Source organism: Hymenobacter volaticus (genome assembly GCF_022921055.1).
GTDB classification, from domain to species: Bacteria; Bacteroidota; Bacteroidia; order Cytophagales; family Hymenobacteraceae; genus Hymenobacter; species Hymenobacter volaticus.
The window spans coordinates 2,151,539-2,165,832 of the sequence record NZ_CP095061.1 but is presented as its reverse complement, the minus strand read 5'-3'; the positions used below and the strand labels follow the sequence as shown (position 1 = coordinate 2,165,832).

The window sequence follows — 14,294 nt, the reverse complement described above, 5'->3', positions numbered from 1 at the left end:
GAGGAAAGGCTACGTAGAAGATTAATTGGTACCACCCTTCAGTGCTTGTACTGGCTGCACCCTCGACATTTTGAAGGCCGGATAGACACCCGATAGCACGCCAAAAAACACGGTTGCGAGCATGGCCCAAGCAAACACGCGCAGATTGAGCGTGAACTGAGCGTAGGAAATGAAATTGGAGTCGCTGATTAGCTGTAGCGCTACAAAGGCGAGCCCCAAGCCGAGCAGCCCACCAATGAGCGTGAGGAAAATATTCTCGATCAGAAATTGACCAATCAGGGTGCCATCTGTGGCGCCAAAAGCCTTACGCACGCCTATTTCCGAACTGCGTTCCATGATGCGGCTCAGGTTGATGTTCACCAAATTCAGAGCCGGCAGCAGCATAAACAACAGGGCCAAGCCAAAGGCAATAAAGTAGAAAGTGTCAAGGTGATTGGACTCGTCGCTGCCCCGCCCGACAAGCTGGCGCGTGACGGTAGCCATCAGACCGTCAGCGTGGGAGTGAATTTTAGTGATATCGGGATTCGGGATGGATACGCGCTTCAGTATCTGCTGGTATTCATCATCAAGCGTTGATATGTCGGTATTCTCCGGAGCGAGTAGCGCAGCATAATACTCGCCCTCTAGTACCGATTTCCCGATATCGGCCTTCGTTGTCGTCACGGGTGCCCACACCTCGGCATAAGAGTTGAAGCGAATAATTCCTACATCACTCACGACGCCAATAACCCGGAACTTACGCTGGTCCACTTCAATCTCGCGGCCTACCACGCCGCGGGCCGTACCAAAGTATTGCTTGGCAGTGGTTTCGGTGATGACAACCACGCGGTTTGCGTCGCGCACATCGTTGGCATTATAGGGCTTGCCTTCCAGAAAGTTGAAGTTAAATACCTCCCAAAACACGTTGTCCGTGAAGCGCAGGTCCAACTCCAATTTCGTATTGCCAACATAGCTAGGCGTGCCATGGAACTGCGAGAACAGCGCTATTTTTTCCGGAGTTTTCATAGCGCGCACGTACTTATTGATGAAATACGGGCTTGCTGGGGTGTTCATCTGCCCGCCATCCTTAAAGTCCTGCCGCATAAACGAAATAAAGGCGATGCGCTCAATCCGCGACTCGGGCGCGTGGGCCCCTTTGAAGTGGTCGACCATGGCCACCACTACGAGCAGCACCATCAGCGTGAAACTGATGCCAAACAGGCTGATAAACGTGAAGAACTTGCGGCGCAGCAAGACCTTCCAGGCGATTTTAAGGTAGCTAAGCAACATGAGTTGTGAGGTAGCAAGAAGTTGAAAAAGAAGATTGAAGCGCGGCAACCTGCCGCTGCAGTATGCTCCGGGCCTTGCTCAGCTGCGACTTGCTGGTGCCCTCCGTAATACCAAGCAGATCGGCAACTTCCAGGTGACTATAGCCTTCGAGCGCGTAGAGGTTGAACACCGCCCGGTAGCCAGCTGGCAACTCCTGCACCAACCGAAGCAGGTCGGCGGCTTGCAGTTCCACGTCGGCACCAGGCAAATCGGTAGCGAGGTGGTCGGTAGAGCAGTCTTCGATGCTGAGCGTCAGTGACTCCCGGCTACGCAGGAAGCCTAATGCTTCGTGCACCATAATGCGGCGCACCCATCCTTCCAGGCTGCCTTTGCCCTCGAACTGGCCCAGGCTGCGGAACACCTTCTCGAAACCACGAACCAGGGTATCCTCGGCATCAAACTTGTGGCGAACGTAGCGCAAGCACAAGGCCAGCATCTTGGGCGCGAAGCGCCGGTAAAGCTGTTCCTGCGCCGCCGCACTACCCCGGCGGCAAGCAGCTACCAGTTCGGTATCGGGCAGTGGAAGTGCAAGGGTTTTCATTTTATTACTGCTTTAAGCACGTGTTCGAAGTTTGCTGGCCGCTTTAGCGAAAGGCGGCTAGCCGGGGGCCCCAGATCTAGTTGACTTGGCTACCGTCGAAAAAGCGAATAAGCCGTTCGGTGCGGCGGGCTTGCTGTTCGTCGTGAGTCACCATCACGATGGTGGTACCCTCCTGCCGATTCAAATCCAGTAGCAGGTCCATAATTTCCTCGCCCATCACGGAGTCCAGGTTGCCCGTTGGTTCGTCGGCCAGAATGATTTCGGGACGGCCGGCCAAAGCGCGGGCAATGGCTACCCGCTGGCGCTGTCCACCCGAAAGTTGACTCGGGAAATGGTTGGTGCGCGCACTTAGCCCTACTTTATCGAGGGCGGCGTAGGCCCGCTGGCGCCGCTCTTTGCCGCCTACGCCAGGCCGGTACAACAAGGGCAGTTCCACATTATCAATTACCGAGAGGTCGTTGATGAGGTGGTAGCTTTGGAATACGAACCCGATTTTTTGGTTACGCAGCGAAGCCAGCTCTCTATCGGAATAGGAATTCACCGGCCGGCCATCCAGCTCGATTACCCCACTGGTTGGCTCGTCGAGTAAGCCTATAATGCTAAGTAGCGTGGACTTCCCGCAACCCGACGGCCCCATAATCGACACGAACTCGCCTTTGTTGATAGTTAAGTTCACGCGGTTCAAAGCTACGGTTTCAATGGTCTTGGTTTGGTAGACTTTCTCGATATCGCGCAGTTGAATAACGGGCTGGCTGGCAGCAGAAGTAACTGCGTCGGGGGAAGCCTGAGGCCGGGCGGCCGATTGAGAGAGAATGTTTTCCATGAGATATAGCAAGAGTTAGAAAGGATGGCGCAAGAAGTTGTCCGAATTCGAGCAGTATAGCCCTAGGTTCATAGTAATGTAGCCAAGCGCCGTGCCATTGTTTTAATACGTTGAATAACAGTAACTTATTACATAATTTCAAAATAGTCCGAATACAAAAGGTGTCCGTTTCCGGACAGAGTGTTCGATAATGATTGAGCGCGGATTAAGAGTGGACATAAAAGTTTGTTTAATCCATCCGTTATGCTGGGCGGAGCCGAAACAACTCGCTCGTATTGCGGAATCAGTGGGTAGCACGCGAGATAATTCACTATGCGAATGCTTCACTTCTTACTTGGAGTGACCTTTCAGACCAGATAAACCACTATTCATGTGAAGTTGCTCCAATAGCCAAAGCGCGCCGTAGCTAGGGCTGCGGTGCGCTTTGGCTTTGTTGAGTGCTATAGAAGTAGCAGGTTTCCTATCCCCTACTTTGCTGCTAGTGGTATTTGCCGCTCGAAATCATAGAGCGTGAGAGCGCGCAGCCGGTAATGTGCCACCCAAGCAGCACGCAGCGCCAAGATGTAAGTACGGCGGGCCTGATCTTTTTCTGCCGAAGCAATAGTGAGGTCGGTGAGGCTGATGCGGCCTACTTTATAAGTTGCCTGCGCAATATTGTAGCGTTGCTGAGCTAGAGAATCGGCGTGGCTAGCCAGGGCTAATTGCTCGCTCAACGTCTTGATTTGCGTGGCTTGCACCTGTACGCTCTGCTCGAAGCTAAGCTCTTCCTGAGCGACATCATTTTGCACTTGGCGGCGGGTTAGCTCCGCCGTTTTCATGATGGACCGCTGCTTGCCCCAATCCACGAGCGGCAGCGAGAACGTGAGTTGCACCTGCTGCTGGTTTTGCAAGGCGGCATAGGTATCCCACAAATTACTGGCTTGGTTTACGTAGCCTAAGTTGGCCGAAAGGGTTGCCTGAAAACCAGTGGTACCGCGGGCTAAAGCTACTTCACGCTCTGCTTGCAGCAACCGACGGCGAAAGCCTAACACCACACTCCGGTTTTGGCGAGCTTGGGCCAAGGCTAACTCAGCAGGCACTACCAGGTGCGGCGCCGCGACGGGCACAGCGAGTTGCAGGGTTTCGGCGCGCAAGCCCGTGTAGCTCTGTAAGCTTACGGCCGCGTTTTGAGCGTCGAGTTGGCCCTGCGCCATGGCTTGGCGAGCATTTAGTAAGTTCAGTTCCAGCCGCAATAAGTCACTCTGCGAGAGGTAGCCCAGTTGATGACGCTCCCTTCCGAGGCGAAGTAATTCCTCGTTGGCACGCACGTTTTGGCTGGCCACTTCGGCGTTTACTTGCTGTTGCAGCACATCAAAATATAGCTCGGTAATACGCTGCGCTATGCCTTCGCGCTCCTCCACGTATAACCGCTGGCTTTCTTGATAGCGCAAAGGCTCTATCCGGTTCGCCCAGCGCAAACTGTTGAACTTGCCAAAAGGCTGCGTGAGGCCGATGCTAACGGGCTGGTTGTTGTAGCGCTTCATACGGCCGTTGAAGTCATCGAAACGCTGCACTTCGGAAGCAACAAACACTTGTCCGCCAGTCAGGCCAATATTCTGGCTGACCGTCAAGGCCAGGTTGGAGTTATTATAACGGACAGGTTTGAAGTCAATGGTACCGTTGGGCTGCTCTACCGGCGTTATGGCGCGGCTGAAATCCGGCAGAGTGCCCTGTAAACCTAACTGCGGCTTGTAGTTGGCTTGGTAGGTGCGCCACTGCCAGTAGCTTTGGTCGCGGGTGGTTTGAGTTTGCTTGGCCACCGCCGACTGGTTCAGCGCCAGCTCTATAACTTCATCTAACGTCTTGGTGGTAGTTGGAACTTGAGCCGAAGCAGTACTACCGGCCAGCAACAGGAAAGTAAGTATCCGTTTCATAAGGCCGCTTAGTTGTTAAGAACGAGTTCGGGTGTGTCGAGGTAATCCTTCATGTCGGACACCACTATTTCTTCGCCAGCTTGCAGCCCGCTTTTCACTTCCACGAAGTCAAAATTGCTGTCACCGAACTGCACCGTCCGCCGAACCAGTTTGCCGTTGCGCACCACAAACACGGGCTGCTCTTTGCCGCCTTGGTAGAAGGGACCGTTCTTAATTCGCACCACGTTGTGATGCGCCCTGGTCACCACAAATACATCGGCCCGCAGGTTAGAACGCAGCCCCGGATAATTGTCTTTTACCAACGATGCATAGAAAGACACCACACCCTTGTCCACGGCCGGACTAATGGTGCTAATGGTGCCGCGCAGGTCGGTATCATTGATGCGAACCACCACCGGGTCACCGAGGTGAAGGGCATCGGCGTAGTTATCGGAAATTGTAGCCCGCACCCGAAACCGGCTTAAATCGGCTACTCGAGCTAGCGCGTCACCTGCCTGCACGGTGGTACCAAGATCTTCGTTGACCCACGTAAGCACACCAGGTTGTTGGCTGCTGATATTGGCTTGCGCCAGCTTACCAGCCAGTTCTGCTATGCTACGGTCCTGAATTTGCATCGTGAAGCCCAACTCGCGTACGTCAGCGGCGTTGGCAGCTCGCTGGTTCCGGATTTGTTCTCCTAGGCGCTGCAGTTCTAGCTGCGCTACTTTGAGGTTCAATTCGGCTTGGCGCACACTTTCGGAGGTGCCGCCCCCAATCTTTAGCAGATACTGCTCGTCGCGCAGGGTCGACTGCAAGCTGCGGACCTTCACCTGCTGCACCTGTTCTTGGGAGCGAAGGTCGTTCAGAGCTTTTTCCAGAGTCAGTTGCAGCTGATTGTTCTTGATACGGTTTTGCTGCTGCTCGTCCTGCAGTTTAGCCAGGGCCGAAGTGGTCAGCTCTCTATCTAGCTCCAGAATGGTTTGTCCTGGCTGCACCTTGCTGCCAACTGCTACTGCTACCCGCCGAATGGTGCTTTGGATCGGACTGGTAATTACGGCTTCGTAAGCTGGAATAATGAGCCCCGACGCGGTAAGGGCTGCTTCCACGTCTCCGGTTTCGGTGGTAGCCGTAAGAATGCTGCTACGTTTCAGACTTGGCTTCAGGGCACCCCGAAAGGCTAGCAGACCTGCCACCAACACAAGCACTATGCCACTAGCAATAAGCCAACTGCGGCGCCGGCGACGATGTACGGTAGAAGTTGAAATAGCTCTGTCCATTTTCGTACAGGAGAGGAAAGGTTTCCTGTACTATCAGCCAAGGGACGTGCCATTTGCATAACAATTTATTTATCAGTAACTTGTAGATGATAATAACCATTGAGCAATATGAAAATTTGTCCATTAATGGACACAGTGTTCGGATGCGAAATGCCCTAAAACAGAAAGCCCGGTCATTTAAGTGGCCGGGCTTTCTGTTTATAACTTAAGACTAATAACTAATAAGCTTGCTTGAGGGCTTAGCAACTCTCCTAATATTTACCTATTACCGCTGGTTGCGGATAGTGAACTGGTTGAAGGCTACCGTTGAAGTGGCAGGACCTTGCGCCAGCAAGCCTACGCGGATACCCCGGTCCCATGGCGGCAGATACGTACCGTTGAGCGCGAAGCTGTCGAGTACAACCGGCTGCCAAGAGCTACCATCTACATTGTAAGTGAAGCGGAAGCGTTGGCCACCCCACGACTCCAAACGCAGATTGAGGGTTTTGCCAAGTGGCAGATCAATCTTGGTGATGCTCTCGTGCTTACCTTTCTTCACCGACCATACTTGCAGCGTACCGTCACCGACTACCAGAGCCAAGGCATTGTTTGGGTCGCCGATGGCCGACAGACCAGCGAAAGTAGCAGGATCCAACGAGTTCAACTCCACGGCGGTAGTCACTTTATAGGTGGCTGTAAACGTGCGTTGTGCAACAATAGAACCCATTCCGGTTGGGCTAGCAGTGAGCAACAGCTGCCCGTCGCTTACGCCTGCCTCTGGCTCACGACCGATAGGCCACTGCCACGTACCCGCCAGGCAATTGCCTTCGAAATTGTCGGTTACGTTTAGAATGCTCACGTCGTGCAGTGGGGCAGCCTGTGGGCTTTTGCCTTCAAACTCAGGCCAGCCTTCCTCGTTCCAAGTGAACTCGCTCAAGATACCTTGCCGGCCCACAAATTCATGGCTCTGCACGTGATACGCGTGGTGCAGCAAGAACCACCGGCCTTCGTATTCGGCTACAGTGCCGTGACCGGGGCACTTCCAGGTGGCATTTTTCTTTAGAATCGGATTCTCAGGGCACTTCTCCCAAGGGCCTAGCAGGCTCTCAGCACGGGCCACGCCGGTAGCATACGTGCAGCACTTGCCGCAGCAGCCGTTGCCAGCGTAGAACATATAGAAGTAGTTGTTGTGCCGCACAATGGCAGAACCTTCTACCAAGCAGCCCTCCCACGGAGCATCATTGCGGAACAACTCCACTTTCTTACCCACCAGCTTGGTGTGCGTGGCGTTGATGCGCTGCGCCCAAATCGGGTTGGCTTCTTGTACGCGTTGCCATCTTCCTTCCACACCAAGTATAGGTCACCCTTCTCGTCGCGCATCGGGAAGCCGTCGATAGAGCCGTACCGTTGTGCCACCAGTGGGCCGTGGTCGGTATAAGGACCGGCCGGATCGTCGGCGCTGGCTACACCAATAGCTAAGGGGCCGCCTTTCTTGCGGGCTGTATAGTAAACGTATGTTTTGCCGTTTTCGTGGAAAATCTCGGGAGCCCAGAAGTTGGCTTCCGTCCACTCCGGCAAGGAACTGCTGTTTGGGAAAACGTGGCTAACTAGCTGCCAGTCCACCAAATTGGTGGATTTGAAAAGCGGGAATACTGGTCCCCACTCCGCCGAAGTGGCGCTAGCCCAATAGGTATCCCCAATTTTGGCAATAGTCGGGTCGGGAAAATCACCCGGCAACACGACGTTTGCATAGGAAGTAACGGGCGCTGTTTCAACAGCAGGCGCCGCACTAATAGCCGTGTTGGTAGCGGTAACGGGCGCACAATCCGTCGGGAGAGAGGTGGCGGGCGTTACGATCTGAGCTGGTGTTTCTACTTCGAAAGACACAACAGAAGAGAACAAAGAGTGAAAGGAGTGAGAAGTGCTAGGCAGCAATAAAAGAGTAAGCCGCTAGAGTAGTTCGCAGCCAGATCTTTACGGAAATAAGTCGGGGGATTACGCTAACCCAACAGTTGGGGTCCACACGAGCTCAAGAGTGGGCGTTAGCAGAGAAATACCGTTGGGTAGAGCTAGAACAAGAAATTCGTTGACGCTGGTAAAGGCATTCCAGTTGATTTCGGTTCCCTGAAAAGATCTATCCGTTGTAAGATTCATAAAGTTAGATTTTTCCAGATTTCTTAATGCACCTCCTTCAACTTCCACGCCCTTGATTCCAACAACACTGTTTCGTATTTCAAAGGTAAACATTTACCTATAATACCCTAACAGCAAGCAAGGGCAGCATATTCAACTTTTCACTGCTCTAGAAATCTTACCTACATAATTCGAGCCAATCCAATTTAGAATTAATAACTCTACTTATAATAAATTATAATTTTTCCCATGTTTTCACCCGTTCCAGCAAAATTCAGGGATAAGCTCATGTGTTGGGCCCTAAAATAAAATTCGGGCATTTGAAAAATTATTTTCTTAATCGCAATCAACCCCGATGAACTTCGCTCAATACCTCGCCTTTTATTGGCTATAAGCATAGGAACGCACTCTCTTACTAGCGCCTAGATGAAGGCTCTTGACCTGCTACCTCGGATTACTTCTATTGCTTACCTAAGTGCTCTTCAGTTTCAGGCTGATTTCGACTATCCTATCCTTCCGCTCTTGTGTTCGATAGCTCAAGCCTTTAGGACACCGGGCTCTGCAGTTCTAGAAAGAGCATAGGTGATAGGAGAATTATTATCTAAATAATTACTCACCATCTGCTGGAAAGGCTTCAAGTCCTAAAGCTCCGCAGTTGGTGCTATGCATTATCTATTGCCTTACTATAAATGAGAGCATAGTACTACCTATAAGGTGGACGAAACTTCCGGAGTCGCTTGTGCTGCTTTAATGCATTCCTAAAGGTTGCTTTACTAGTATGGTGTGACAGGGCAACTATAGAGGCTTATCCTACATCTAGCATATACACAGGGAATCAATAACAAGGATGTATGAGGGTCCTCTCTTTAGATATGGGCTACTCTCAATAGAGAAAGTAAAATATTTCACTTTTCGATACTATAATGTTGTGCTATTTAGATGGGCGTAAAATGGCTCAGAACGCCTGTATCAGACCTTATAGTTCAAAATCGTTCATCTAATTCATGCTCACTTCAAAAATTTTTATCGAAGGTACCTTGCGTTACATAGTACCTTCTGTTACCTTTGGATCATTAAGTAGATAATCTCTCTGCCGCGCCACTGGCCTCTACCGGGGTGCCATTGCGACAGACGCCGGACACCACCTCACCAACCGGGTTAGGTGCTAGGCGGCACAAAGGAAACACATGTTTCACTCCGCCGCCTACCGTGTTTTGGCCGCTTGATGCCTGGCTTCGTGCCAAATGCATCCTTCTTCATTGTGCTTGAATTTCTGCAATCAGCCACCTCGCGGAGCCGCGGCCGCCTGGAACGGCACCTCTTTGCCTGATTCGTTCATTCTACTCACCACTTCCGATGACTTTCTCCCCTACCAACCATGCACTTCGGTGCCTGGGCCTCCTCACTATGTCTGCACTTAGCCTCTTTACTCTGGAACTGCGCGCTCAGAACGTGGCATCTACTAAAGTTGCGGTTGGCACTGCTACTGGCTCTATCTCAGGCACCTTGCTCGATCAAAAAACCGGGCAGCCGCTTTCTTTCGCCAGCGTGGTGCTGTTGCAAGCCCACGGCGACAGCAGCTTCGTAGCTGGTGCTCAAACTGGCGATAATGGTGCCTTTGAGATGGCGAAAGTGGCAGCTGGGCAGTATATGCTGAAGGCTACTGTACTAGGCTACAAGCCCCTACGGCAGTTGGTCACGCTGAGTGGCACTGCGCCTACAGCTCGCTTAGGCACTCTGAAACTACTTCCTACGGCCACCCAATTAGCTGGCGTAACGGTGCAGGGCGAGCGGGCTACTGTGGAAGAAAGCCTTGATAAGAAGGTAATCAACGTAGAAAAGGATTTGAGCAGCGTAGGTGGCACCGCCGTGAATGTGCTGCAAAACGTGCCCTCGGTAGCCGTATCGCCCGACGGGACGGTGAGCATGCGGGGCAGCAGCAACATCACCATCCTGATAGATGGCAAGCCAACCAACACCGCAACGGGCGGCAACCGGTTAGAGCAAATTCCAGCTAGCTCTATTGAGAAGGTGGAAGTGGTAACAAATCCTTCGGCTCGCTACGATGCCGCGGGCGGCGGTGGGGTAATCAACATCATCCTGAAAAAGCAGAAGAAAGACGGCTGGAATGGTCAGGCTACGGTAAACTTAGGCACCCGCGACAAGTACAACACCAGCCTCAGCTTGAATCGCCGGGCTGGCAAAATCAACTGGTTTGGGTCTTACGACTTCCGCGACGACCGGTACCGCAGCTTGATGAACAGCAAGCAAACCACCATCCTGGAAGGCCAAGAATTGCGTGTTGATCAAGATGGCACCAACCGCCGCCACAACGTAACGCACTCGGGCCGCTTGGGCTTCGACTACACCATTTCGCCAGAGCAAAGCCTGACCGTATCGGTGGAACCCAACAAAAACAAAGGCCTTAACACCGGCAACCAGCTAGCCACGCTCACAGATGCCACTGGCACCAACCGCATTAGTAGCTCTTTCGGGGTAACGGAGGACGTCATGAATACGGAAGCCTCAGTGGATTACCGCCATACTTGGGATGCCCACAAGGGCCGCGAATGGACTGCCAATGTCACCTATACTAATCTATTGGCTGATGTAGTGGTAGGACAGCGCAACACGGAAGGCTCTATCGATCTGCGCGAGTGGAAGCAGGACCTGGACGTGACGTTGAATGCTGCTTCTTACCAGACCGATTACGTGCACCCTTTAAGTGACAAGAGCCGCTTGGAGGCCGGCCTGAAAGGGCAGCTGATGCGCAACGATGGCACCGATAACTTCCTGCGTCAAGCCGCCGATGGACCTGCGATGGAGCGGATTGCTGACCGGTCGTATGCCTACGAGTTCCGCGAATACACCCAGGCGGGCTACGTCAATGCCCAGCACGAACTAGGCAAGTGGCGGGTGCAAGGCGGGGTACGGGCTGAATACACCAACACCAGCGGCCAAGTGGAAGGTGGCACGGGTAAGTTCAAGCTCAACTACCTCAACTTGTTCCCCTCGGCTACCGTCGTTCGGACGCTGCCAACGGCCGACCAGCGCGTGCAGCTTAGCTACTCGCGTCGCCTCAACCGCCCAGGGTTCATGCAGTTGCTGGCTTTCCCACTCTACCAAGACCAGCGCACCTACCGCATCGGCGACCCAACGCTCCGGCCCGAGTATATCAATGCTTTCGAGCTAGGGCATCAAATAACGCTAGGTAAGGCCTCGCTCAACTCCACCCTGTTTTATCGCCAAACCACCAATGCCATTCAGCGCCTGGTGCGGGTAGACACTACGGCCACTCGCCTCTACGGCAACGGTGCCGTCATTACGGCCACCTACGCCGATAACTTCGGCCAAGCCACTAGCTTAGGTGGTGAGGTATCCTACAACCAGCCCCTTACGAGCTGGTGGCGCCTGACAGCCAGCGGCTCGCTGTTCCAAACCAACGTAACTGCGGCCACGGGCAACGAATCGAGCCGGCGCACGGTATCGGGCACGGCCCGCCTGATGAACAGCTTTACCCCTACTCCGAAGCTCGATATGCAAGTAACGGGCAACTACCGCGCTGCCGTGATTACCACTCAAGGCCGCCTCGCACCAGTAGGCTCCGTTGATGTAGCCTTGCGCCAGCGCCTGTTCAACGACCGGGCCGCCTTGACCCTCCGAGTGAGCGACTTGTTCAATACCCAACGTAACCTGACCCAAGTGTACACCACTGATGCTGCCGGCACCGGTTTCCGGGCCCGCTATTACAACAAGTGGGAGTCGCGGGTAGGCTACCTAGGCTTCTCCTGGTACCTCGGTTCCAACAAGCCACCAAAGAAAATCGAGAACCAGCCCCAAGGTGGTGGTGGCGGTTTCGGCGGATAATAATTAGCAAGAAATACACCGCCCAAAAAATATTTTACTCCGCCTTGTAACGTTCACTAAGTTGGGCGGTATCCACATCAGAAACCAACTATTAGAGGTGACATTATCATGCTACTAGCCCTAGAAAAAAGTGCGGTTATGTTCGCTTCACCAACCCCGAGATACCGTAGCGAGATGTTGAAAATATTTTTTGTTTCTCAGGCATCTTTTCTCCAACAGCCTCCATCTATATAGGCAGTTGCGCATCTCCCCGGCAGACAGCTAGCTACTTCCGCCGTTCTTTCCCGCTCCTGCTTCGGCCCGCGGCGACTTTCACCTCCCGGTAAGGTCACGGCCACCCGCCCGCCGAAGATGCCCCACCGCTCGTGGTGGCGCTTTGTCCCGGGCTGCTTGCTGGCCAAGCAAGTAGTTTCCTTGGGCCCGACTCTTCACTCTCTTACTTACTTGCTCCTGTTTTTTCGGCAATCCTGCAGCGTCAGGTTGGTCGACAGGTGGCTCTTTGTGCTCATTTTTCGCCTTCATCGCCATGAAAACTTCCTCTGTAAACCGCTCCTTGCTTGCTTTCATCTTCTTCATGACTGGGTTGCAACTATCGGCCCACCTCCTCAGCTCAGGCACCCTTTCAGGCAGCTTGCGCGACGGCGACACCAAAGAGCCAATTCCGCATACCAGCGTGGTACTGCTCCGCGCCACCGACCACCGCTTTGCCGCCGCTGGTACCACCGATGCTCAAGGCAATTTCCACTTCCGCAAAGTGCCCATCGGGGAGTATGTAGTGAAAACCACTGTCCTCGGCTATCAGCCCCAGCAGCCAACCATTGCGCTCCGCGCCCTGCACAACCGCCACCAAATGGGAGTGCTCACGCTCCGTTCATCCTCGACTCAGCCCACCGTAACGGGTAGCCGCAATGCCAGTGCAGTAGCGCGGCAAGTTGAAGTGAAACCTGCAGCAGGTAAGCCCGCTGCTTAACACCCCCGGCCTGCTGTTCTAGCTGGTGCCCCCTCGTTCTTCAGTATTGATTATCAATTGCTTGCCGTCTAGCATCGGCCTAGCCTGGCACCCTGTTTTCAAAATTTTCCTTTCCCTTCTACTTCATATTCTCTAAAACCCATTCCTGTCATGAAAACTTCCCTGATTTCCCGTTTGAGTTTGGTGTGCTTGATGCTCATGCTTTCTGCCACTATGGCTATGGCCCAAAAAGTGGTTTACTCAGAAGCCCCTATGGTAGCAAAATCAGGCTACTGGAGCTTGGTAACCGACCAAAGTGACCGCAGCCATACCGTAGTGCAGTTCTACAACGACCAGCACGAGCTATTGTACGAAGAGCGTTTGGATGGCTTGTGCCTGAATCCTTGCAAGAGCCGCGCTGCTCACCGCCGTGTAGCCAAGATGCTTGGTGCTACCCTTCAGCAAGTACAGCGCATGCAGTCCAACTCTATGGTTTCAACCAAGCTGGTTGCCCTGAATCGTCACACCTTGCGGGAATATGCAACTCGCTAAGTGAGGCCAGCACGGGCTCTACCGCGCACTACATAACCTTCCAGGCAGGTAGCAGCACCCCTGAAAGCCCCCGCTTGTCGGCATAATCGTTCAACGAATTATGTTGATAAGCGGGGGCTTCCGCTTTTAAAGCGCCACAGTATACACTACTGCGGCGCTTTAGTAAGTCCCATATACTGCAGGCCTAATGTTGAGCTTTCGCTCCGTGTAGGTATTGCCTTAACAGTCAAGGCGCTGACTATGCAATGAGGAGCTACTACGATATATTATACTTTTACCAAAACGACTACAGCGCCACCAAATGCCAGAAAACAACTTATTGGGCTAGAACAACAAAAAGTATAAATGCTATTAGAATCTCTGTTTTAGAAGCAACTAAAGCAATTCATACACGATATAATCCCCGATCTTCGCAACCGAATAATGATTAATATCGAACCACTCTTCGGAGTGAGTTCAGCAAGATTGGTTTAGTGTGGTTCTTATTCAAATCCTGTTATCTCGCGAATGCTTGACGTCTACCGAGAAATGCTCCCTAACGGGTTCCTACTGATTCTTTCACCTGATATTGCCTGCCAGCAAGGCGAAGTAAAACTTACCCGGGCGCTACACCGAGCCAGCCGCAGCGAAAAACGCGCTGTGCTAGTGGATTGCAGCTTAGTGGAAAGGCTAACCGAAGAAGCGGTGGATTTGCTGTTGGCTTACGCCTTCATGCTCCGAACCCAAAGCCGACGGCTGGTGCTGTGCCACGTACCCAATGCGGTGAGTCACCATTTTCTTAACCTTGATGCGGCCTCTCAGCCCATGCTCGTGCCCTCACTATTAGATGCTGTAGATGAAATAAATTCTCCTCACTAGCTCACAAAAATCAAGGCAGGAATAGTAAAAAGCGGTACTCGGCTTCACTTAATCAAGTAAGGCCGGGTACCGCCGCGCGGTTTGCGTAGTTTTGCGCTCCGATCTGCTTCTACTT

Annotated in this window: 11 protein-coding genes; 4 read left to right on the top strand and 7 right to left on the bottom strand. The window is 52.9% G+C overall.

Features of this window, described 5'->3' with window-relative positions:
- Window positions 1-21: 21 nt before the first annotated feature.
- The 7 genes from MUN86_RS09295 to MUN86_RS09265 all read right to left on the bottom strand — a co-directional run bounded on the left by MUN86_RS09295 (window position 22) and on the right by MUN86_RS09265 (window position 7,707).
- Window positions 22-1,269 carry an ABC transporter permease gene (locus tag MUN86_RS09295; RefSeq protein ID WP_245124510.1) on the bottom strand — a complete coding sequence of 416 codons (1,248 nt, stop codon included), beginning with the start codon at window positions 1,267-1,269 and terminating at the stop codon, window positions 22-24.
- Complete coding sequence (locus tag MUN86_RS09290; RefSeq protein WP_245124508.1) at window positions 1,259-1,849, bottom strand: RNA polymerase sigma factor; 591 nt, start codon at window positions 1,847-1,849, stop codon at window positions 1,259-1,261. Before MUN86_RS09290 ends, MUN86_RS09295 begins: the two co-directional genes overlap by 11 nt.
- Before the next feature lie 76 nt (window positions 1,850-1,925).
- Complete coding sequence (locus MUN86_RS09285; protein ID WP_245124506.1) at window positions 1,926-2,672, bottom strand: ABC transporter ATP-binding protein; 747 nt, start codon at window positions 2,670-2,672, stop codon at window positions 1,926-1,928.
- Between the two features lie 467 nt (window positions 2,673-3,139).
- A complete protein-coding gene (locus MUN86_RS09280; protein WP_245124504.1) occupies window positions 3,140-4,585 on the bottom strand; it encodes a TolC family protein in 1,446 nt (481 codons plus the stop codon).
- An 8-nt stretch (window positions 4,586-4,593) separates the two neighbouring features.
- Window positions 4,594-5,841 carry an efflux RND transporter periplasmic adaptor subunit gene (locus tag MUN86_RS09275; protein ID WP_245124502.1) on the bottom strand — a complete coding sequence of 416 codons (1,248 nt, stop codon included), beginning with the start codon at window positions 5,839-5,841 and terminating at the stop codon, window positions 4,594-4,596.
- 265 nt (window positions 5,842-6,106) lie between these two features.
- Window positions 6,107-7,114, bottom strand: a complete 1,008-nt coding sequence (locus MUN86_RS09270; RefSeq protein ID WP_280640638.1) for a family 43 glycosylhydrolase — start codon at window positions 7,112-7,114, stop codon at window positions 6,107-6,109.
- Entirely contained in the window at window positions 7,033-7,707 is a 675-nt protein-coding gene (locus MUN86_RS09265; protein WP_245124500.1) for a glycoside hydrolase family 43 protein, read from the bottom strand. The genes MUN86_RS09270 and MUN86_RS09265 overlap by 82 nt, the downstream gene beginning before the upstream one ends.
- Before the next feature lie 1,653 nt (window positions 7,708-9,360).
- On the opposite strand from MUN86_RS09265, the gene MUN86_RS09260 reads away from it, so the two are divergent.
- The 4 genes from MUN86_RS09260 to MUN86_RS09245 all read left to right on the top strand — a co-directional run bounded on the left by MUN86_RS09260 (window position 9,361) and on the right by MUN86_RS09245 (window position 14,179).
- Window positions 9,361-11,820 carry a TonB-dependent receptor gene (locus MUN86_RS09260; protein WP_245124498.1) on the top strand — a complete coding sequence of 820 codons (2,460 nt, stop codon included), beginning with the start codon at window positions 9,361-9,363 and terminating at the stop codon, window positions 11,818-11,820.
- 526 nt (window positions 11,821-12,346) lie between these two features.
- Window positions 12,347-12,790, top strand: a complete 444-nt coding sequence (locus MUN86_RS09255) for a carboxypeptidase regulatory-like domain-containing protein (RefSeq protein ID WP_245124496.1) — start codon at window positions 12,347-12,349, stop codon at window positions 12,788-12,790.
- Window positions 12,791-12,940: 150 nt separating this feature from the next.
- Window positions 12,941-13,321 carry a YdbL family probable chaperone protein gene (locus MUN86_RS09250; RefSeq protein WP_245124481.1) on the top strand — a complete coding sequence of 127 codons (381 nt, stop codon included), beginning with the start codon at window positions 12,941-12,943 and terminating at the stop codon, window positions 13,319-13,321.
- Between the two features lie 507 nt (window positions 13,322-13,828).
- A complete protein-coding gene (locus MUN86_RS09245; protein ID WP_245124478.1) occupies window positions 13,829-14,179 on the top strand; it encodes a hypothetical protein in 351 nt (116 codons plus the stop codon).
- The last annotated feature ends 115 nt before the right edge of the window (window positions 14,180-14,294 follow it).

What these genes read in the sequence shown, in the direction of transcription:
- MUN86_RS09295 (WP_245124510.1), bottom strand. Translation starts at nt 1,269, where the DNA reads ATGTTGCTTAGCTACCTTAAAATCGCCTGGAAGGTCTTGCTGCGCCGC.
- MUN86_RS09290 (WP_245124508.1), bottom strand. Translation starts at nt 1,849, where the DNA reads ATGAAAACCCTTGCACTTCCACTGCCCGATACCGAACTGGTAGCTGCT.
- MUN86_RS09285 (WP_245124506.1), bottom strand. Translation starts at nt 2,672, where the DNA reads ATGGAAAACATTCTCTCTCAATCGGCCGCCCGGCCTCAGGCTTCCCCC.
- MUN86_RS09280 (WP_245124504.1), bottom strand. Translation starts at nt 4,585, where the DNA reads ATGAAACGGATACTTACTTTCCTGTTGCTGGCCGGTAGTACTGCTTCG.
- MUN86_RS09275 (WP_245124502.1), bottom strand. Translation starts at nt 5,841, where the DNA reads ATGGACAGAGCTATTTCAACTTCTACCGTACATCGTCGCCGGCGCCGC.
- MUN86_RS09260 (WP_245124498.1), top strand. Translation starts at nt 9,361, where the DNA reads ATGTCTGCACTTAGCCTCTTTACTCTGGAACTGCGCGCTCAGAACGTG.
- MUN86_RS09255 (WP_245124496.1), top strand. Translation starts at nt 12,347, where the DNA reads ATGAAAACTTCCTCTGTAAACCGCTCCTTGCTTGCTTTCATCTTCTTC.
- MUN86_RS09250 (WP_245124481.1), top strand. Translation starts at nt 12,941, where the DNA reads ATGAAAACTTCCCTGATTTCCCGTTTGAGTTTGGTGTGCTTGATGCTC.
- MUN86_RS09245 (WP_245124478.1), top strand. Translation starts at nt 13,829, where the DNA reads ATGCTTGACGTCTACCGAGAAATGCTCCCTAACGGGTTCCTACTGATT.